The following is a 15419-nucleotide window of genomic DNA, read 5'->3' on the forward strand; positions in this document are numbered from 1 at the left end:
GCAGCTATCCGTTCGACTCCCGTGCCCGGTTGCGCGCCAGATAGACCTCATGCAGGGTAATCGTGCGCACCTCGGACTGACTTGCGCCGATATGCGCACGCAGCAAGCCGCAAGCCTCGTCGGCGCGATGGACGAGTATTGCCCGAAGAATCTGGCCATGTTCCTCGTACGTGGCTTCCACGCGCGCCGGTTTGGTGAAGTCCAGCCGGCGGATCATGCGGATGCGTTCGGTCACGTCGCGGTGCACACGCGTCATCTCGTGATTGCCTGCCGCTTCCACCAGCGTGCAATGAAACGACTCGTCGAGTTCGCCAACGCGCGCCATGTCGGTCAGTCGTTCTTCGCGCGGCACCAGCCATATCGTTGCCAGTTCTGCCAGCGCCGCGTGCGTATTCTGCGGTGCCAGCGCGCAGAGTCTTCGAACCGCTTCGGTTTCAAGCACCATGCGCAGATCGTAGAGCTGTTCGAACTTGTCGAAGTCGAATGGCAAGACGTTCCAGCCCGCGCGGAAATTGACGTCGACAAAGCCCTCCTGCTTCAGTCGGAACAATGCTTGCCGCACTGGCGTACGCGACACGCCCAGTCGCTCGCATACCTCGGCCTCGGTAAAACGGTCGCCCGGCACCAGACGGAAGTCGGCGATGTCGCGCTTGAGCCATGCATAGACATCATCGGCACGCGAAGTGCGTGCGCCATCGATCGCCGCGGTGGATCCCGTGTCGATCGCTGCAAGGGAGTCGGCGTCGGTTAGAGCGGTGCGCGGTGGGCGCGCGGAACCATTGAAATGGCGCATCGTAGCTGGATATGTGGGGCTCGGCAGGCCTGGGCCTGCCGGAAGGGGAGCGCTCATGCGCGCTTTCAGCGCCGGACCTCGCGTTGGAAGATTTCGAGACTCTGGCGCTTGGCGTCCACGAAGCTGGGCTGCGAGAGCGTCTCCACGGTGCGCGGCCGCGCTTCGTCGTAGTCGAGTATCTCGGCCACGCGCGTGGGGCGCTTGGTAAGCAGCAGGATCTTGTCGGCCAGATACACCGCCTCCTCCAGATCGTGCGAAACCAGCAACATCGTGGTGCCGGTCTGCATGAAGACTTCCTGGAGTTTTTCGCGAATAAAGAGCGTCATCTCGAAATCGAGCGCCGAGAACGGCTCGTCCAGAAAGAGCACCTCCGGACGCGGCGCCAGGGCGCGCATGATCGATGCGGTTTGCTGCTGGCCGCCCGAGAGCTCGTAGGGGTAGCGGTTCAGATCGAACTTCACGTCGAATGACGCCACCAGTTCAGCCATCCGCCTGTCCACTTCCGCCTTGCTTTGGCCGGCGAGCAGTAGCGGATAGGCAATGTTGTCGATGGTGCGCATCCAAGGAAACAGTGCCTCGCGGTAGTTCTGGAATACGTACCCGATGCGTGTGTCCTTCAGCGACTTGCCGTCGAACAGTATTTCGCCGCGGTCGATCGGGATCAGCCCGGCGATCATGTTGATCAACGTGCTTTTGCCGCAGCCGTTTGGTCCAAACACCGAGACGATCTTGCCCTTGGGGATATCGAGGTCGAAGTTCTCGTAAAGGGGCCAGCCCGCGAAATATTTGGTCAGGCCGCGAATGGTGATGTGCGTGCCGGGCGGCCCGGGGCGAAAAGGCGCGGCGGGGACGTCGGCATGGCGTGCGGGGGACAGGACTGTGCTCATGATTACCTTCCACTCCAATGGATGATGCGGCGCTCCAGCATCAGAAACGCGATGTTCAGCAGGTAGCCAAGTGCGCCGGCTGCCAGGATGGCCGCGTACATCGTCTTGACGTTCAATACTTGCTGGGCGTCGATGATGGCGTGGCCCAGGCCGTTTTCCGAGCCGATGAACATTTCGGCCACGATGACAATGACAAGCGCCATCGACACGGCAGAGCGCAGGCCGACAAAGCTCGGCTGCAGGCTTTCCCACACCAGCACGTCGCGGAAGATGCGCCAGCGCGACGCGCCCATTACGCGCGCGGCCATTACGCGCTGCTTGCGCGCATTCATGACGCCGTACGCACTGTTGAACACCACGATCAGCAGCGCGCCAAACGCTGCGATGGCTACCTTGTTGATATCGGTGACGCCAAAGATCAGCAGGAACAGCGGGATCAGCGCCGACGAGGGCGTGGAACGGAAGAAGTCGATCAGGAATTCGACGCTTCGATAGGCCCGTTCGTTGCTGCCCAACAGCACGCCCAGCGGCATGCCGATGGCGGCCGCGATGGCAAATGCCTGCAAGGTGCGGGACACCGTGACCGCGAAATCCGCTAGCAGTGCGCCACCGGCCAGGCCCGATAGCAGCGCCGTGATCGTATCGGCGGGGCTGGGAAGAAGGATCGGCTTCACCAGGTGAAAGCGCACTACCAGATCCCAGATGATGAATAGTGCGAGGGGGCCGATCGCGGGAAGGAAGCGTTCTCCCACGGAGGCCCGCGGTGCGGCGTCGTGCGATGCCGGCGGCGCCCATGGCTGGGCGCCAGCGCCGGTGGCCGACGCGGTGTTTTGCACCGGCGCGGTGTTGGATAGCTCGGACATGATGGTCAGGCCTTGTAGAGCAGGGTATTGACGTCGACCTTGCGCGAGAAGATGCCCTTCTCGGTGAACAGGTCATAGAACTTCTGGAAGTACGCTGCGTCGGCCGGCTTGAACTCGTCGAAGAACAGGTAGTTGGACATGGGCACCTCGGCCGTCAGTTGGCCCTCGATCGCGGTGTATCCCTTGAGGTGCGGACGGGCGTCGTTCGGATTCTGGCGGACCAGGTCTACGCCGCGCTTGTAGGCGGTCATGTAGGTCTTGGCCACATCCTTGTGCTTGGCAAGGAATTCAGTCGTCAGGCTGGCCGATCCGCCGTGCCACGGCGCCATGGCGTCGCCAAGGATATAGCGCGCCACTACGCCAGCTTCCAGTGTGCGTGTGGTGCCGTTGAGCCGGCCGATGGTGCCGGTCGGCTCCAGCGAATAGACGCCGTCGATCTGGCCGGCGGCCAGTGCCGCCACATGCTGGCCGATCGGCAACTCGGTGACGCTGATCTTGCCCGCGCCCGCGCGTTCAAGCATGGTTTTGGCCAACACCACGTTCTGCACGCCGGGACCGCACGCCACGCGCTTGCCCTTCAATTCGGCAACGGATTTGATGGGACTGTCCTTCGCGACAATGAATTCATCGAGCACGAATTTGGCGTTGGTGGGATTTGTGCAGAAAATCTTCAATAGGCCAGGTTGCGCGATATCACCAATCGCCAGCGCGGCCGACGCCGTGCCGTTGGCGCTGCCGTCGCAGCGCCCGGCAAGAATGGCTTCAATGACCTGTTGCGGACTGGCGAACTTGATCGGCTCGACGGCGACGCCGGCGTCCTTGAAAAAGCCCTTCTCGACGGCAGCGAAGAACGGCAGGCCCGAGGCCACCGGCCAATAACCGATGCGCACTTTTGGCGTGCCTTGCGCGCGGACGATGGCGGGGGCGGCCAGCGTGGCCATGGCGGCGGCGCCTGCTTTCAGGACGAGACGGCGGGTCGGGTGGGTCATGTTGGTTTCCTGGTCGGATTTGGATGGGTATTGGGACAGGACGTCTTATCAGTTGGCCAGCGATCGCATATAGGCCCGCCAGCCGCCGAAAGCGCTGACATCGGGCGCGTGCGTAAGCGCGTGGCCTTCGCAGACGAAGCCATGCAGCCAGCGCCCGTCGGCCAGTTCGATACTGCCCAACGCCAGTGGCGGGGGCACAAGTGCGAGGAACCGACCGACGCCGGCAAGCGGCACCTGCCACACCTCGACCTCGATCGGCACGCCGGCTTCGTCGTCGCCCACGCGGCGCAAGCCTGGTTTGGGTGGTGTGGTGCCGGCCAGGGCATGCAGGCGATACCGGTCGGCGGTAGCCGTGGCGCAGTCGAGCGTGGCGCCGAGCGAAGTCAACTGGCCATTCAGCGGCATGCCGGACAAATGCGCACCCACCACCACGAGCGGCAGGTGCGTCGCCGGCGAAGGCGTCAGCGCCGCGATGGGAACGGGTGCAGGTAATGGACGATCGGTCGCGCCTTGCGGCAGGCCTGTGGCGTGGTGAAACCGCTGGCCCAGATCGGCAAGCTGCCAGTCACTGCCGGCCCGGCCAATCAGCGTGATACCGAACGGCAGGCCATCCGGACGGATGCTTGCCGGCACCGATAGCGCCGCGTAGTCGAGCAGGTTGACGAAGTTGGTGTAGTGACCCAGTTCGCGATTGCGCACCACGGGGTCCGCCTGCATCGCTTCGATCGTGCAATGCGTGGGCGCCGTGGGCACCACAAGCACGTCGATCTGCGCCCACATCGCACTGGCGCGTTGCGCAAGCGCCTGAAGCTTGTGCTGGGCATCGTAGACATCCGCCGCGCTGTAGCGACGGCCAGCGGCCAGAATCGAGCGCACCGGCTCGATCACGGCGTCGGCGGAGCGGTCGAAGAAGCCCCGCACGGCGGCATAGCGCTCGGCGACCAGCGCGCTGTCATAGAGCAATGCCGCGGCTTCGGCCAATGGTGCGTAGTCGATTTCGACGGCTTGCCCGCCAAGCGTTTCCAGCGCCGCTACCGCATTCGAAAAGGCGCGGCGCGCGAGTGCATCGCCGAAAAACTCGGGATCGGCAGGCACGCCAAAGCGAAACGCCGCGGCAAATGGCGTACGTTCCATAGCGAGGGCGCGCGAGTATGGGTCCTTTGGATCATGGGCCGCTGCCACCTCTAGCACGCGCACCGCCGTCGCCACCGTTGTCGCCAGGATCGACACGCAGTCCACGCTTTGCGCTGCCGGAAAGACGCCGTGGGCGGAAATCAATCCCTTGCTGGGCTTCAGGCCAACGATGTTGTTGAGACCAGCCGGAACACGCCCCGAGCCCGCCGTATCGGTGCCCAGGGCGAAATCGACTTCGCCGATTGCAACGGCCCGCGCGGAGCCCGAACTGGAACCGCCGCTCACATAGACGGGGTTGAACGCATTGCGGACGGCGCCATAGGGCGAGCGCGTGCCATTGAGGCCGCAGGCAAACTGGTCCAGATTGGTCTTTCCCGTCAGCATGGCGCCGGCCGCAAGCAGCCGATCGATGACGGTCGCGTTATGGTCGGGGGTATAGGCGAATGCCGGGCACGCGGCCGTGGTGGGCACGCCCGCGACATCGATGTTGTCCTTGGCGGCGAAACGCAGCCCCGCCAGCAGCGCGGAAGAGGGCGTCGTTGCAGCAGTCATGGGCGCCTCGAAGCGCGTGATCCACGCGGCGTCGGGTTCAGTGTTTTCAGTCGTTGTGGTGCGCAGGGGCATGGTGTGCCATCTCATATCCAATCTTGGATACAAGACAGCAAACGGCGTGCCAACCACCCGGGCCAGCCGGCGATCGCACGCCGGCATGGCGACGTCGGCCTGCCATATCAACGCTTTGCGGGCGGTGCGAGGGAAATTGGGGAAATCGTCAAATCGACATGCGCGCTCGCGCCGCGCACGGTTTCCGGGCGTAAACACCGACGTCGCCCACGTCAGCGTGCGTCGCGATGGTGCCGTGGGGCATGCGTGCCCAGCGATGGGGAGGGTGAAGCGCGACGGATGCTTGGCCGCATGCCGTCCGGCTATGGCATTTCGCCGTTGTCACGCGTGATGGACTTGTTGCCTTGCGCTCCGAATCGGAAATGGGGCGCTGGTATGGCCCCCCGGTCCGGTAGTCGTAGGCGAGGATGGCCTGCCTTGCGCCTTGCGGCCATCGGTCGATATCTGCTCTGTTCAGCCGAGGCGGATCACGTACCCTTCGCGCGGGTCCGACCTGCCGGCATGCAGTGCGGCGATACGCTGCTGCGCCGCTGGCATGCCTGCCTCTTCAACCACCGTCAGCCACCCACGCGAAGGTTCGCGGACGTGGTCGATGAATCGGCGCTGCGCGGCATTGAATCTCTCGTTGACGACTGCCGGCCCCCAGTCGGCGTTGCGCTTGCGGATTTGCACCGGCGCGAAGTAGAACTTTGGCGCGGGACCGGGTAGATCCTCCGCTTCGAGGAAGTCGGTGTTTTGCGCGGAGCCGGCATAACAATCGTAGACGAGCGCCACGCCGAAGTACTCGTGGATGCGGCGCCGCAGCGCTGGGTCGCCGGAGAAATCCACATATAAGGTGGGCACGTCCGCCGCCAGGCTCTCCAGTTCACCATACGTAGCGCTTTCGTGGTAAGCGCCCAGACTATCGACAAAAGCCTGGTTGCCGGCCGAGGTTAGTGCGGTCAGCGTGAGGCCGGGCACGTCTTGCAGGCAGAATGCCGTGCCATACGCTGTCTTGCTTGACGCACTGGAGAACACCAGCCGGCGCGCACCGAAGAACTCGTTGTCCTGCAGGAAATCGGCCAGCATGTACGACGTGATGAATAGCGGCCGGTACAGCATCTGGTAATTTTCGAGCGCCGGATCATAGGCGGCATCATGGCTTACGCGGGTGTACTGGTTGTATGCAGACACCAGCGGTTTGCGATGCGCCGCGCCATCGTAGAAACCGCGGTCAGTCACGCGCTCCGGCTGCATGCGGACGTGACTCGCAATCGGGAAGTAGCCGTAGAAGCGCTCGCCCGGATTCACCCCCTCCACCGTGGAAGCCACCACGTCGGCAAAGCCCCACACTGGCATGTGGCCCCACTCCGGCTGGCCAGTTGGGTAAAAGTCCCAATACTGCATGGCGTCGCCGAACGCGGCGTAGGTGATATTGTTGGTGGTCAGCGCGAAGCGGCTGAGGCGCAGCGCGATTTCGCCGTCCGCGAGGCTGGCATCGGGCAATGCGTTGATGTTCTCGACGCGGCTATCGCCGAGAGCGCTCTTGCGAGTGAGAAGCCGTTGGCCGGCACCTTGTGTAAGCTGAGTCATTTTTAGTCTCCTGTCCGTCAAATTCATGACTTCACTCTATCGGCGCAGGACCGCCACCGGGTTCGGAAAAACCAACGGCGACGCCGAGCCCTCCGAAGGGTGCGCCAAACCTCTGAAACGTCCATCGCAGGCGCGCGCCAGGTTCACGGTGCAGGCCATTTACGACGCGTTTGTTCGGATTTGGCGCCGCGATGGACCGGCCGCCGCCACCACACGCGCAGTGGCGCTGGAAGCGGGCTATTCGGTCGGCACGCTGTACGAGTACTTCCCGAACCGCGACGCGTTGCTGTCCGGCTACGTGCGTCACATCGTCGAAACCATGTTGGCCCGCATCCGCGCCGAGGTGACGGAAGCCACGGCGTTGTCTTGGCGCGCGCGGGTGAGCCACCTCGTACGCCTCACCTGCTGCGACCCCGACCTGCAGTTGCCGTACTTCGACCTTGCCATGCTGGAAAGCGAAGACCGCATTGCCGAGCCCAAGCATCACCGGCGCGTATTCGACGAATTCTGTCGCGCCTGGCAGGTAGCGCTCGACGCGTGTCCGGAGTTGCCTGCACCGGCCACTGCGGAGACCGTACAAACCCTGGTGATGGCGGTGTGGGGCGCGAGGCGTTACCGCTTGCTGCTGCCGGAGTCGCCACCGGCCAACGACGCCTGGATCGAGACCATGATTGGGATCTGCCTTCACGCGCTCGCCGCGCCGGATGCGTCGGAAGCGGGGGCGCGGTGATAGGACTATTGCGGGGCGTTGCGCCGCTTGAATCCGCGGCCGGACTCGGCGCTTTCGCCCTCGTCGTTTCCGCGGGGTCGGCCGTTGTTAAATCGGCCTACGCATCAGGAAGCGCCACGCCAAGTCTTTCCCGCATTCTTGGCACTACGACGTCGATGAATGCCCACAGCGCGGCCTCCGCCGAATTCATCATTTGCCGCGATGGCGGAGCATCGGTATGACCATATAAGTCAGGCTTATACGCGATACCCGTAGATCGTGCCGTCGCCTTCGCGCGCGTTGTCCAGCGGGTCGCCAGCGATCTCGCTGACGCTATTGGCGTTTGGCCGAGGTGCGCCGACCGACGGCAGGCGAGCGTGGTGGTTGATCGTCGCCAAGGGACGACTGATAGCGGTGGTGGCGAAATTGGCGAAAGCGGCGACATTGGCGAAAGCGACGGTTGTGACCGCCGCCACCAGCATGCGTGTTCGGATCATTTGATATTCCTTGGTTGCGTGGAAACCTGGGAGGCGCTCCGGATGCATGCGCTTCGTTCAGGCGGTCATCACGGGCCGCGTGAATTCCGCGGCGCGCGCCTGTACGAATTCGCGCATGCTTGTCGGCGCGCAGCCAGTCAGCCGCGTGAAGTCGTCCGTCATGCGGTCGTAGCGCCCTTGCTGATGCAAGCGCGCCATCGCCGCCAGATGCGATAGCACGTGGGCCGGAAGACCGAGTTCGCGCATTCGTCCGATCCAGGTATCGACGGGCACATCGCGATAGCGGATCTCGCGTCCCAACACCTCGGAAAAGACCCTCGCGAAGTACGTCAGGTCGGCCGACTCCGGGCCCGTGAGCTCATAGATGCGACCGATATGCGTGGCCGGCGCGTGGAGCACCAAAGCAACTGCTAACGCGACATCCACTGCAGAGATCGGCGCGGTGCGGCCGCTGCCAAGCGGCAGGATGAGCGCATCGCCGTCGCGCACGCTCCCCGCGACGGCCGCCTGGAAGAAGCCTTCGAGGAACACCGTCGGGCGTATCGTGACGACCGGCAGGCCGGACCATGCAAGTGCCTGCTCGGCGAGCCAGTGCAGCTTGTGTTGGGGGCTGTCGGTGGTCTCGGTGATGCTCATTTGCGAGACCGTCATCTGCGACATGTTCACGATGGCCTCGACGCCATGGTGACGGCTGACTGCGGCAACGTTCACAGTCGCCTCGAGATAGGCAGCGGAGACCGACATGCCAAAGTAAATGCGCTTGCAGCCCTCGATGGCGCGATGCACCGAAGCGAGGTCGGTCAAGTCGCCCACGGTCACCTGGGCACCGAGCAGGCGAAGGGCTTCCGCGCGTGCGTCGTCGCGTCGCACCATTGCGCGCACCTTATGGCCCCGGGCGAGCAGCATCTCGGTGACGCTGCGCCCAATGGCGCCGACCGCACCGGCGGCGCCGGTTACGAGGATGGGGGAATCGTGTGTTGAAGGGGAGCGCATGACGTTTCCTTTGGGATCAGGGATGAAGGGGATCGCGTGAGTTGTGAGGTGCGATGGCGGCTAGTCTGGATCTGCCGAACCCACTTGACCAGTGCAATGTTCTGAACCCAATATTGCACGGTATGAAAACATACGATCTCAACCTCTTGCGCACCCTTGACGCGTTGCTCGCGGCCGGCAGCGTCACCGGTGCCGCCGAGCGGCTTCATCTGAGCGTGCCAGCCACCAGTCACGCGCTGGCCCGCCTGCGCGAACTCACCGGCGATCCGCTCCTTGTGCGCGCCGGCCGGCGCCTGGTGCCTACGCCGCGTGCGCTGGCGCTGCGCGAACCGGTGGCGCAGTGGATTGCGCAGGCCGCGGCGCTGGTCCAGCCGCCACGCGTCGACGACCTGGCGAGCACTGAAAGGCGCTTCGTCGTGCGCGCGCCGGACGGCTTTGCAATTGCCTTCGGCGGTGCCCTCGGCGCCGCACTGGCGATCGAGATGCCCCGCGCCCAGTTGCGCTTTGTGACTGAGACACAAGACGACGACGGAGCACTGCGCGACGGCCGCGTCGATCTCGACATCGGCACGTTCAGGCCGCGAGAGCCGGAAATCGAAGTGGTCGAGTTGTACCCTCAGGCTTTGATCGCCGTGGTGCGGGCCGGTCATCCGTTCGCCGCCCGCCCTGCAACCGCGCGCCGCTACGCAGCACAGTTGCACATTGACGTGCAGCGGCGTCCTGGAGCGCCGTCGGCCGTTGACGAGGCACTAGCCGCGCACGGGTTGACGCGGCGCGTCGTGCTCACCGTCGCAAACGCCAGCGCCGCGCCCGTGATTGCCGCGCGCGGCGACTTCGTCGCCACCCTCAGCGAACGACTGGGGCGGGCGATGGCACCCGGCCTGGGCCTCGTGGTGGTGCCTCTGCCGTTCCTGCCGCGTGGCGAGACCGTGGTGATGGCCTGGCATCCGCGCCACTCCGCGGACCCGGCGCATGCGTGGCTGAGGCGGCAGGTGCCCGCCGCGATCGCCGCGGCCAGTGCCCCTCGGGGCTTTCGCAGGGTTTCGGGCGCGTCGACTTGACTCGATACGCTGGCGGCGCGGCTGAAGTTACCCTGGCGATGACTGGGTGATTTTGCGTCGACCCGCCACGTTGCTGCTAACCGAGGTATCCCGTGGTCCCATCCCACAGCAGCTTTAATGCGGTCAAAACCAGCAGGCCATAACATGCCCGATACATCTGGCGCTGATTCAGTCGGCCTTGCAGACGCCAACCAAGCCAAACACCGGCCGGCACGGCAAGAAGGCAGATTGTCATCAGCGTCCACACGGCGCCTGCGGGCTTGGCCAGCGCCAGCCATGGCACGGCCTTGACGATGTTGCCGACGGTGAAAAACATGCTGGTGGTTCCCGCGTAGACCTGTTTGCTCAGGCCCAGCGGCAACAGGTACATCGCCAACGGGGGACCGCCGGAATGAGCGACCATGGTGGTGATTCCCGAGGTCAGGCCAGCTGCCACCGCCTTGGGCGAAGAGCGGGGCTGAACCGCAACCTCTGCGCCCCGTAACAGCCACAGACCGACAAAGCTCAGTGTGACCACGGCCATGACGATGGAGATGGCGCGGTGGTCAAGCACGCGGAACAGTAAGTAGCCGACGCCGATTCCGACTACCAGTCCGGGGACCAGCAAAAGCAGATCTGGCCTGGACCACGTCGACGGTTTCCAGTAGCGCAGGCTGAAGAGATCCATCGCGATAAACAGCGGCGCGAGCAGGCCACCCGCCGATACGGGGTCCATCACAAGCGACAGCAGCGGAATACCTACTATCGCAAAGCCTCCGCCAAAGGCTCCCTTCATGAAGCAGATCAGAAAGACGCCGACGAACGTCACGAGGATGGTGGTGGTATTCAATTCCATGATGGCTTCAACAAGGGCTTAGGCTTGCGGCTAACGCATTGGAGACCATCGTAGGGTGGCGTTTCAATACAATCAAATCATTGTCATGGATACAAGTCGCGGGACGCGTGTAGAACGTGCTGGCCAGCAAGCGCGTACCAGAGACGACGAATGCTTTTGTGCGACATCCGATCGCGGCTCATAATCAGGACATTTCCACGAATGTCCTGCATCCGTTCGCCATGCCTCGACACCGCTACAAACAACTGGTCGATCAGTTTGCGGCCGACATCCATGAAGGGCGTTTGCGTCCCGGCACGCGGCTGCCGACTCACCGCGAGCTCGCCGCCCGCGAAGGACTGGCGCTGGTCACGGCGACGCGCGTTTACGCTGAGCTGAACGAGATGGGGCTGGTAAGCGGCGAAACGGGGCGGGGGACGTTCGTAAAGGAAGTGCTGCCGCGTGGACACGGCATCGACCTCCAGCCTTGGAGCGATGACACCGTTGACCTGAGATTCAACAATCCATCGATGCCCGGACAAGGCGACTTGCTGAGGACGGCCCTGCGCGAGCTGGCCGGTGCCGGCAATCTGGAAGCGTTGCTGAAATACCATCCGCATGGCGGCAGAACGCGTGACCGCGAAACGATGGCGCGGCATCTTGCCGGACGCGGATTGCCCGCGAAGGCCGACAACACGGTGCTGGTGAGTGGCGCGCAGCACGGTCTGACGGTTACGGCGATGGCGTTGCTGGAGCCCGGCGATGTGGTCGCGGTCGACGCATTGACCTACCCGGGCTTCAAACTCACCGCCGAAGCGTGCCGGCTGGAACTGGTGGCGATCCCGGCGGGCACCAAGGGCCCGGACCTGGACGCACTGGCCGGGCTGTGCCGAAAACGCCGGGTGCGTGCCGTGTATGCCATGCCGACGCTGCACAATCCGCTTGGCTGGGTCATGAGCGCGCGCCGGCGGCGCGATCTGGTGGCCATAGCCCGCCAGCATGGTCTGATCCTGATAGAGGACGCGGCATACGCATTCCTGGCAGCCGACGCTCCACCGCCACTGGCAGCGTTGGCGCCGGAAATCACGGTGCACGTATCGAGTCTTTCCAAGAGCGTGGCCACTGGATTGCGCGTCGGCCCGGTTTGCGCACCGCAGGCCTGGATTCCCAGGTTCGAGCGAACGATCCGAGCAACCACCTGGCATACGCCGACCACGATGACAGCGATTGCCTGTGGCTGGATCGAGGATGGAACGGTTGCGCGGCTGGAGGCGGAAAAGCGACGCGACGCCGCGGTGCGCCAGCACATCGTGACCGAAGTGCTCGGGCATCTCGATCTTGTCCGGCATCCCGCCTCATACTTCGTCTGGCTGCCGCTACCTGAGGATGCGCGTGCCGATTCGATCACGAAGACCTTGCTGGAAGAGCGTATCTCCGTCTCTACCGCGCATCCTTACGCCGCCACCAAACAGGTGCCGCACGCCATCCGCCTGGCACTTGGGTCCGTCAGTCTTGAGACGCTCCGGCGCGCGCTCCGGACGGTAGCGAAAGTCGTGGACGACCACGCCTACCGGTAGCGATATGGTCGATGCGCCCGGCCGTCCGCGTGGCAGCGCCCATAGCTCTCCATCCATCACGCTCCATTCTGTTTGGGGCTGCAATGCTTCCACCGTGCGCCGGCGTGTCTGGTATCACACAATTTTCTTTGAGGGTTAATGTCCGCTTAACAGTTGGATGACAGAGTAGTGCCGGCAATGCGAGGGCGACTGCCGGCGTCTCAGTGGCAACGGGGACGGCGCTACCGATACCTCGCGGCAGCAACAGTTCAAGGGCATCTCCTGTATGCGAGGGGCAAGATGAGCGCCGTCTGGACCGCTACCGTGGGACAACTGCTGGTCGAAGCCGCCACGGTGTACGCCATCGTCGCCGTCAGCGTCAGCCGGCACCCGCTCAAACCGTCCGAGCTGCCCCGTCACTACGCGCCGATCTCCGTGCTCAAGCCGCTCTGCGGCGCCGAGCCGCACCTGTACGAGAACCTCGCCACACTCTGCCGCCAGCGACACGCCTGTTTCCAACTGGTGTTTGGCGTATGTGCCGCCGATGACCCGGCCATTGGCGTGGTGCACCGGCTGCAAGCCGAGTTTCCCGATTGCGATATCGCGCTGGTCGTCGATGCCCGCGTTCATGGCCGCAATCCCAAGGTCAGCAACCTGATCAACCTTTACCGGGCGGCCCGGCATGAACACCTGGTCATCGCGGACAGTGACATCGCCGTGCCGCCCGACTACCTGCAACGGCTGGCTGGCGCGCTGAGCGATCCCCATGTCGGCGTGGTCACCTGTCTGTATCGGGGCCGCGCCGTCGACAGCGTCTGGTCCCGCCTCGGCGCCGCGTTCATCGACGACTGGTTTGCACCGTCGGTGCGCGTGGCCCATGCCGGCGGGTCGCGGCGCTTCGGCTTTGGCGCGACGATCGCGCTGCGGCGCGACACGCTGAACGCCATCGGTGGCTTCCACGCACTGGCCAACCGGCTGGCCGACGATTTCTGGCTTGGTGAGCTGACGCGCCAGTGCGGCTGGCAGACTGTTCTCTCAGAGGTGGTGGTCGATACCGACGTGACCGAAACCAGCCTGCCAGCTTTGTGGCGACACGAACTGCGCTGGCTGCGCACGATCCGATCGCTCAGCGCACCCGGCTTCTATTTCATGTTCATCACGTTCACGTGGCCGATGCTGCTGCTGGGCTGTCTGCTGGCCCCGCTGCCGGTGGTATTCGTTATCGCGCTGGCCGGCGTGCTGGCACGCTGCGCGCTGGCGGGCCGCCCGGGCAGAGCCCTGATGGCCCCGCTGCGCGACACGCTGCTGCTGGTCGAATGGGCCGCCGCGCTGGGCAATGGCCACGTGCACTGGCGTGGCCATGTGATGGCTACGATGGATGCGCCGCCCGGACATCCTGGCGCTTACCCCGCGTCCCGCCCAGGCATCGTGCAGGCAACGGCACACGCCGCCATGTCCCATGAACTGGCAACTTCCTCCCATCCCCATCTACAGGATGAAACCCGATGAAAACGCTGTTCCTGCAGGCGCCCTCGTTCGATGGGTTCGATGGCGGCGCCGGATCGCGCTACCAGGCAAAGCGTGAGATCAAGTCGTTCTGGTATCCCACCTGGCTGGCGCAACCGGCCGCGCTGGTGCCAAACAGCCGCGTGCTCGATGCGCCGGCCGATGGACTGGGCGTTGAGCAGACGCTCAATATCGCCGTGGGCTACGACCTGGTGATCATCCATACCAGCACCCCGTCGTTTCCCACCGACGCCAGGTTTGCCGAGCAGCTCAAGGCGCGTCGTCCCGGCTTGATAATCGGCATGGTGGGCGCGAAGGCGGCGGTGGACCCCGGTGGCACGCTCTCGGCCACCACTGCCATCGATTTCGTGTGCCGCGAGGAATTCGACTACACGTGCCAGGAAGTGGCGGCGGGCAAGCCCCTGCGCGAGATCGCCGGCCTCAGCTTCCGGCTGCCGGATGGGTCGATCGAACACAATCCGTCGCGCCCCATGATCGAAAACATGGATGAGCTGCCGTTCGTCGCGCCGGTCTACAAGCGCGACCTGAAGATCCGCAATTACTTCATCGGCTATCTGCTGCATCCGTATGTGTCGATCTACACGGGGCGCGGCTGCCGTTCGCGCTGCACGTTCTGCCTGTGGCCGCAGACCGTAGGCGGGCATCGCTACCGCACGCGATCGGCCCAGAGCGTGATCGACGAGGTCCGGTGGATCAAGGAGAACATGCCCGAAGTGCGCGAGATCATGTTCGACGACGACACGTTCACCGACTTCAAGCCACGCGTGGAAGAGATTGCGCGCGGCTTGGGCGAGATCGGTCTGCCATGGTCGTGCAATGCCAAGGCCAATGTGCCGTATGACACGCTCAAGATCATGAAGGAGAACGGCCTGCGCCTGCTGCTGGTGGGCTATGAGTCCGGCGACGATCAGATCCTTTTGAATATCAAGAAAGGGCTTCGCACTGACATCGCGCGGCGCTTCACCGAGGACTGCCGCAAGCTTGGCATCCAGATCCACGGCACATTCATCCTGGGGTTGCCCGGCGAAACGCGCGAGACCATCGAGAAGACCATCGCCTACGCCAAGGAGATCAATCCCCACACGATCCAGGTATCGCTGGCGGCGCCGTATCCCGGCACCACGCTCTACCGGCAGGCGGTCGATAACGGCTGGCTCGAGGAAAACAAGGTGATCCATCTCGTGAACGACCAGGGCGTGCAGCTGGCCGCCATCAGCTATCCGCATCTGAGCCGCGAGGAGATCTATCACGGCGTAGAAACGTTTTACCGGCGCTTTTATTTCCGCCCGTCCAAAATCTGGGAAATCGTCAGGGAGATGATGGGTAGCTGGAGCATGACCCGGCGGCGACTGCGCGAAGGCGTGGAATTCTTCCGCTTCCTGCATTCTCACGAGGCCTGA

Annotated in this window: 14 protein-coding genes; 5 read left to right on the forward strand and 9 right to left on the reverse strand. The window is 64.1% G+C overall.

From position 1 onward, the window contains the following. Nucleotides 1-4: 4 nt before the first annotated feature. The 6 genes from AC1RKI_RS08745 to AC1RKI_RS08770 form a co-directional block, all read right to left on the reverse strand. Nucleotides 5-850: a GntR family transcriptional regulator gene (locus AC1RKI_RS08745; RefSeq protein WP_233474033.1), complete on the reverse strand. Its 846-nt coding sequence runs from the start codon at nucleotides 848-850 to the stop codon at nucleotides 5-7. Between the two features lie 8 nt (nucleotides 851-858). Then, on the reverse strand, nucleotides 859-1680 hold the full coding sequence (locus tag AC1RKI_RS08750) for an ABC transporter ATP-binding protein (protein WP_061954193.1): 822 nt from the start codon (nucleotides 1678-1680) through the stop codon (nucleotides 859-861). Nucleotides 1681-1682: 2 nt separating this feature from the next. Continuing rightward, nucleotides 1683-2543, reverse strand: coding sequence for an ABC transporter permease (locus tag AC1RKI_RS08755; protein ID WP_492795975.1), 861 nt, complete (start codon nucleotides 2541-2543; stop codon nucleotides 1683-1685). Nucleotides 2544-2548: 5 nt separating this feature from the next. Further along, entirely contained in the window at nucleotides 2549-3532 is a 984-nt protein-coding gene (locus tag AC1RKI_RS08760) for an ABC transporter substrate-binding protein (protein ID WP_061954197.1), read from the reverse strand. Between the two features lie 48 nt (nucleotides 3533-3580). Next, a complete protein-coding gene (gene atzF, locus AC1RKI_RS08765) occupies nucleotides 3581-5305 on the reverse strand; it encodes an allophanate hydrolase (RefSeq protein ID WP_492857527.1) in 1725 nt (574 codons plus the stop codon). A gap of 438 nt (nucleotides 5306-5743) precedes the next feature. Continuing rightward, complete coding sequence (locus AC1RKI_RS08770) at nucleotides 5744-6889, reverse strand: DUF2855 family protein (RefSeq protein WP_492795971.1); 1146 nt, start codon at nucleotides 6887-6889, stop codon at nucleotides 5744-5746. Between the two features lie 121 nt (nucleotides 6890-7010). On the opposite strand from AC1RKI_RS08770, the gene AC1RKI_RS08775 reads away from it, so the two are divergent. After that, nucleotides 7011-7592 carry a TetR/AcrR family transcriptional regulator gene (locus AC1RKI_RS08775; RefSeq protein ID WP_492795969.1) on the forward strand — a complete coding sequence of 194 codons (582 nt, stop codon included), beginning with the start codon at nucleotides 7011-7013 and terminating at the stop codon, nucleotides 7590-7592. A gap of 236 nt (nucleotides 7593-7828) precedes the next feature. Here the strand turns inward: AC1RKI_RS08775 and AC1RKI_RS08780 are convergent, their stop codons facing one another. Both AC1RKI_RS08780 and AC1RKI_RS08785 read right to left on the reverse strand, forming a co-directional pair. Continuing rightward, a complete protein-coding gene (locus AC1RKI_RS08780) occupies nucleotides 7829-8068 on the reverse strand; it encodes a hypothetical protein (protein ID WP_492795967.1) in 240 nt (79 codons plus the stop codon). 57 nt (nucleotides 8069-8125) lie between these two features. Further along, nucleotides 8126-9061 (reverse strand): NmrA family NAD(P)-binding protein, encoded by a 936-nt coding sequence (locus tag AC1RKI_RS08785; RefSeq protein WP_492795965.1) that lies wholly within the window; start codon nucleotides 9059-9061, stop codon nucleotides 8126-8128. A gap of 122 nt (nucleotides 9062-9183) precedes the next feature. On the opposite strand from AC1RKI_RS08785, the gene AC1RKI_RS08790 reads away from it, so the two are divergent. After that, complete coding sequence (locus AC1RKI_RS08790) at nucleotides 9184-10122, forward strand: LysR family transcriptional regulator (RefSeq protein WP_227461060.1); 939 nt, start codon at nucleotides 9184-9186, stop codon at nucleotides 10120-10122. Between the two features lie 76 nt (nucleotides 10123-10198). Here the strand turns inward: AC1RKI_RS08790 and AC1RKI_RS08795 are convergent, their stop codons facing one another. Further along, complete coding sequence (locus tag AC1RKI_RS08795) at nucleotides 10199-10957, reverse strand: sulfite exporter TauE/SafE family protein (protein ID WP_492795963.1); 759 nt, start codon at nucleotides 10955-10957, stop codon at nucleotides 10199-10201. A gap of 221 nt (nucleotides 10958-11178) precedes the next feature. On the opposite strand from AC1RKI_RS08795, the gene AC1RKI_RS08800 reads away from it, so the two are divergent. The 3 genes from AC1RKI_RS08800 (at nucleotide 11179) to hpnJ (ending at nucleotide 15419) form a co-directional block, all read left to right on the forward strand. Further along, nucleotides 11179-12513: an aminotransferase-like domain-containing protein gene (locus AC1RKI_RS08800; protein WP_492796198.1), complete on the forward strand. Its 1335-nt coding sequence runs from the start codon at nucleotides 11179-11181 to the stop codon at nucleotides 12511-12513. Between the two features lie 279 nt (nucleotides 12514-12792). Further along, complete coding sequence (hpnI, locus tag AC1RKI_RS08805) at nucleotides 12793-14001, forward strand: bacteriohopanetetrol glucosamine biosynthesis glycosyltransferase HpnI (protein WP_492795961.1); 1209 nt, start codon at nucleotides 12793-12795, stop codon at nucleotides 13999-14001. Then, a complete protein-coding gene (gene hpnJ / locus AC1RKI_RS08810) occupies nucleotides 13998-15419 on the forward strand; it encodes a hopanoid biosynthesis associated radical SAM protein HpnJ (RefSeq protein ID WP_492795959.1) in 1422 nt (473 codons plus the stop codon). Before hpnI ends, hpnJ begins: the two co-directional genes overlap by 4 nt.

It is taken from the genome of Cupriavidus sp. GW822-FHT06G04, assembly GCF_058799075.1.

Coding starts and splice junctions, on each gene's coding strand:
- AC1RKI_RS08800 (WP_492796198.1), top strand. CDS start 11,179: ATGCCTCGACACCGCTACAAACAACTGGTCGATCAGTTTGCGGCCGAC.
- AC1RKI_RS08790 (WP_227461060.1), top strand. CDS start 9,184: ATGAAAACATACGATCTCAACCTCTTGCGCACCCTTGACGCGTTGCTC.
- hpnJ (WP_492795959.1), top strand. CDS start 13,998: ATGAAAACGCTGTTCCTGCAGGCGCCCTCGTTCGATGGGTTCGATGGC.
- hpnI (WP_492795961.1), top strand. CDS start 12,793: ATGAGCGCCGTCTGGACCGCTACCGTGGGACAACTGCTGGTCGAAGCC.
- AC1RKI_RS08760 (WP_061954197.1), bottom strand. CDS start 3,532: ATGACCCACCCGACCCGCCGTCTCGTCCTGAAAGCAGGCGCCGCCGCC.
- AC1RKI_RS08795 (WP_492795963.1), bottom strand. CDS start 10,957: ATGGAATTGAATACCACCACCATCCTCGTGACGTTCGTCGGCGTCTTT.
- atzF (WP_492857527.1), bottom strand. CDS start 5,305: ATGAGATGGCACACCATGCCCCTGCGCACCACAACGACTGAAAACACT.
- AC1RKI_RS08745 (WP_233474033.1), bottom strand. CDS start 850: ATGAGCGCTCCCCTTCCGGCAGGCCCAGGCCTGCCGAGCCCCACATAT.
- AC1RKI_RS08780 (WP_492795967.1), bottom strand. CDS start 8,068: ATGATCCGAACACGCATGCTGGTGGCGGCGGTCACAACCGTCGCTTTC.
- AC1RKI_RS08770 (WP_492795971.1), bottom strand. CDS start 6,889: ATGAATTTGACGGACAGGAGACTAAAAATGACTCAGCTTACACAAGGT.
- AC1RKI_RS08750 (WP_061954193.1), bottom strand. CDS start 1,680: ATGAGCACAGTCCTGTCCCCCGCACGCCATGCCGACGTCCCCGCCGCG.
- AC1RKI_RS08755 (WP_492795975.1), bottom strand. CDS start 2,543: ATGTCCGAGCTATCCAACACCGCGCCGGTGCAAAACACCGCGTCGGCC.
- AC1RKI_RS08785 (WP_492795965.1), bottom strand. CDS start 9,061: ATGCGCTCCCCTTCAACACACGATTCCCCCATCCTCGTAACCGGCGCC.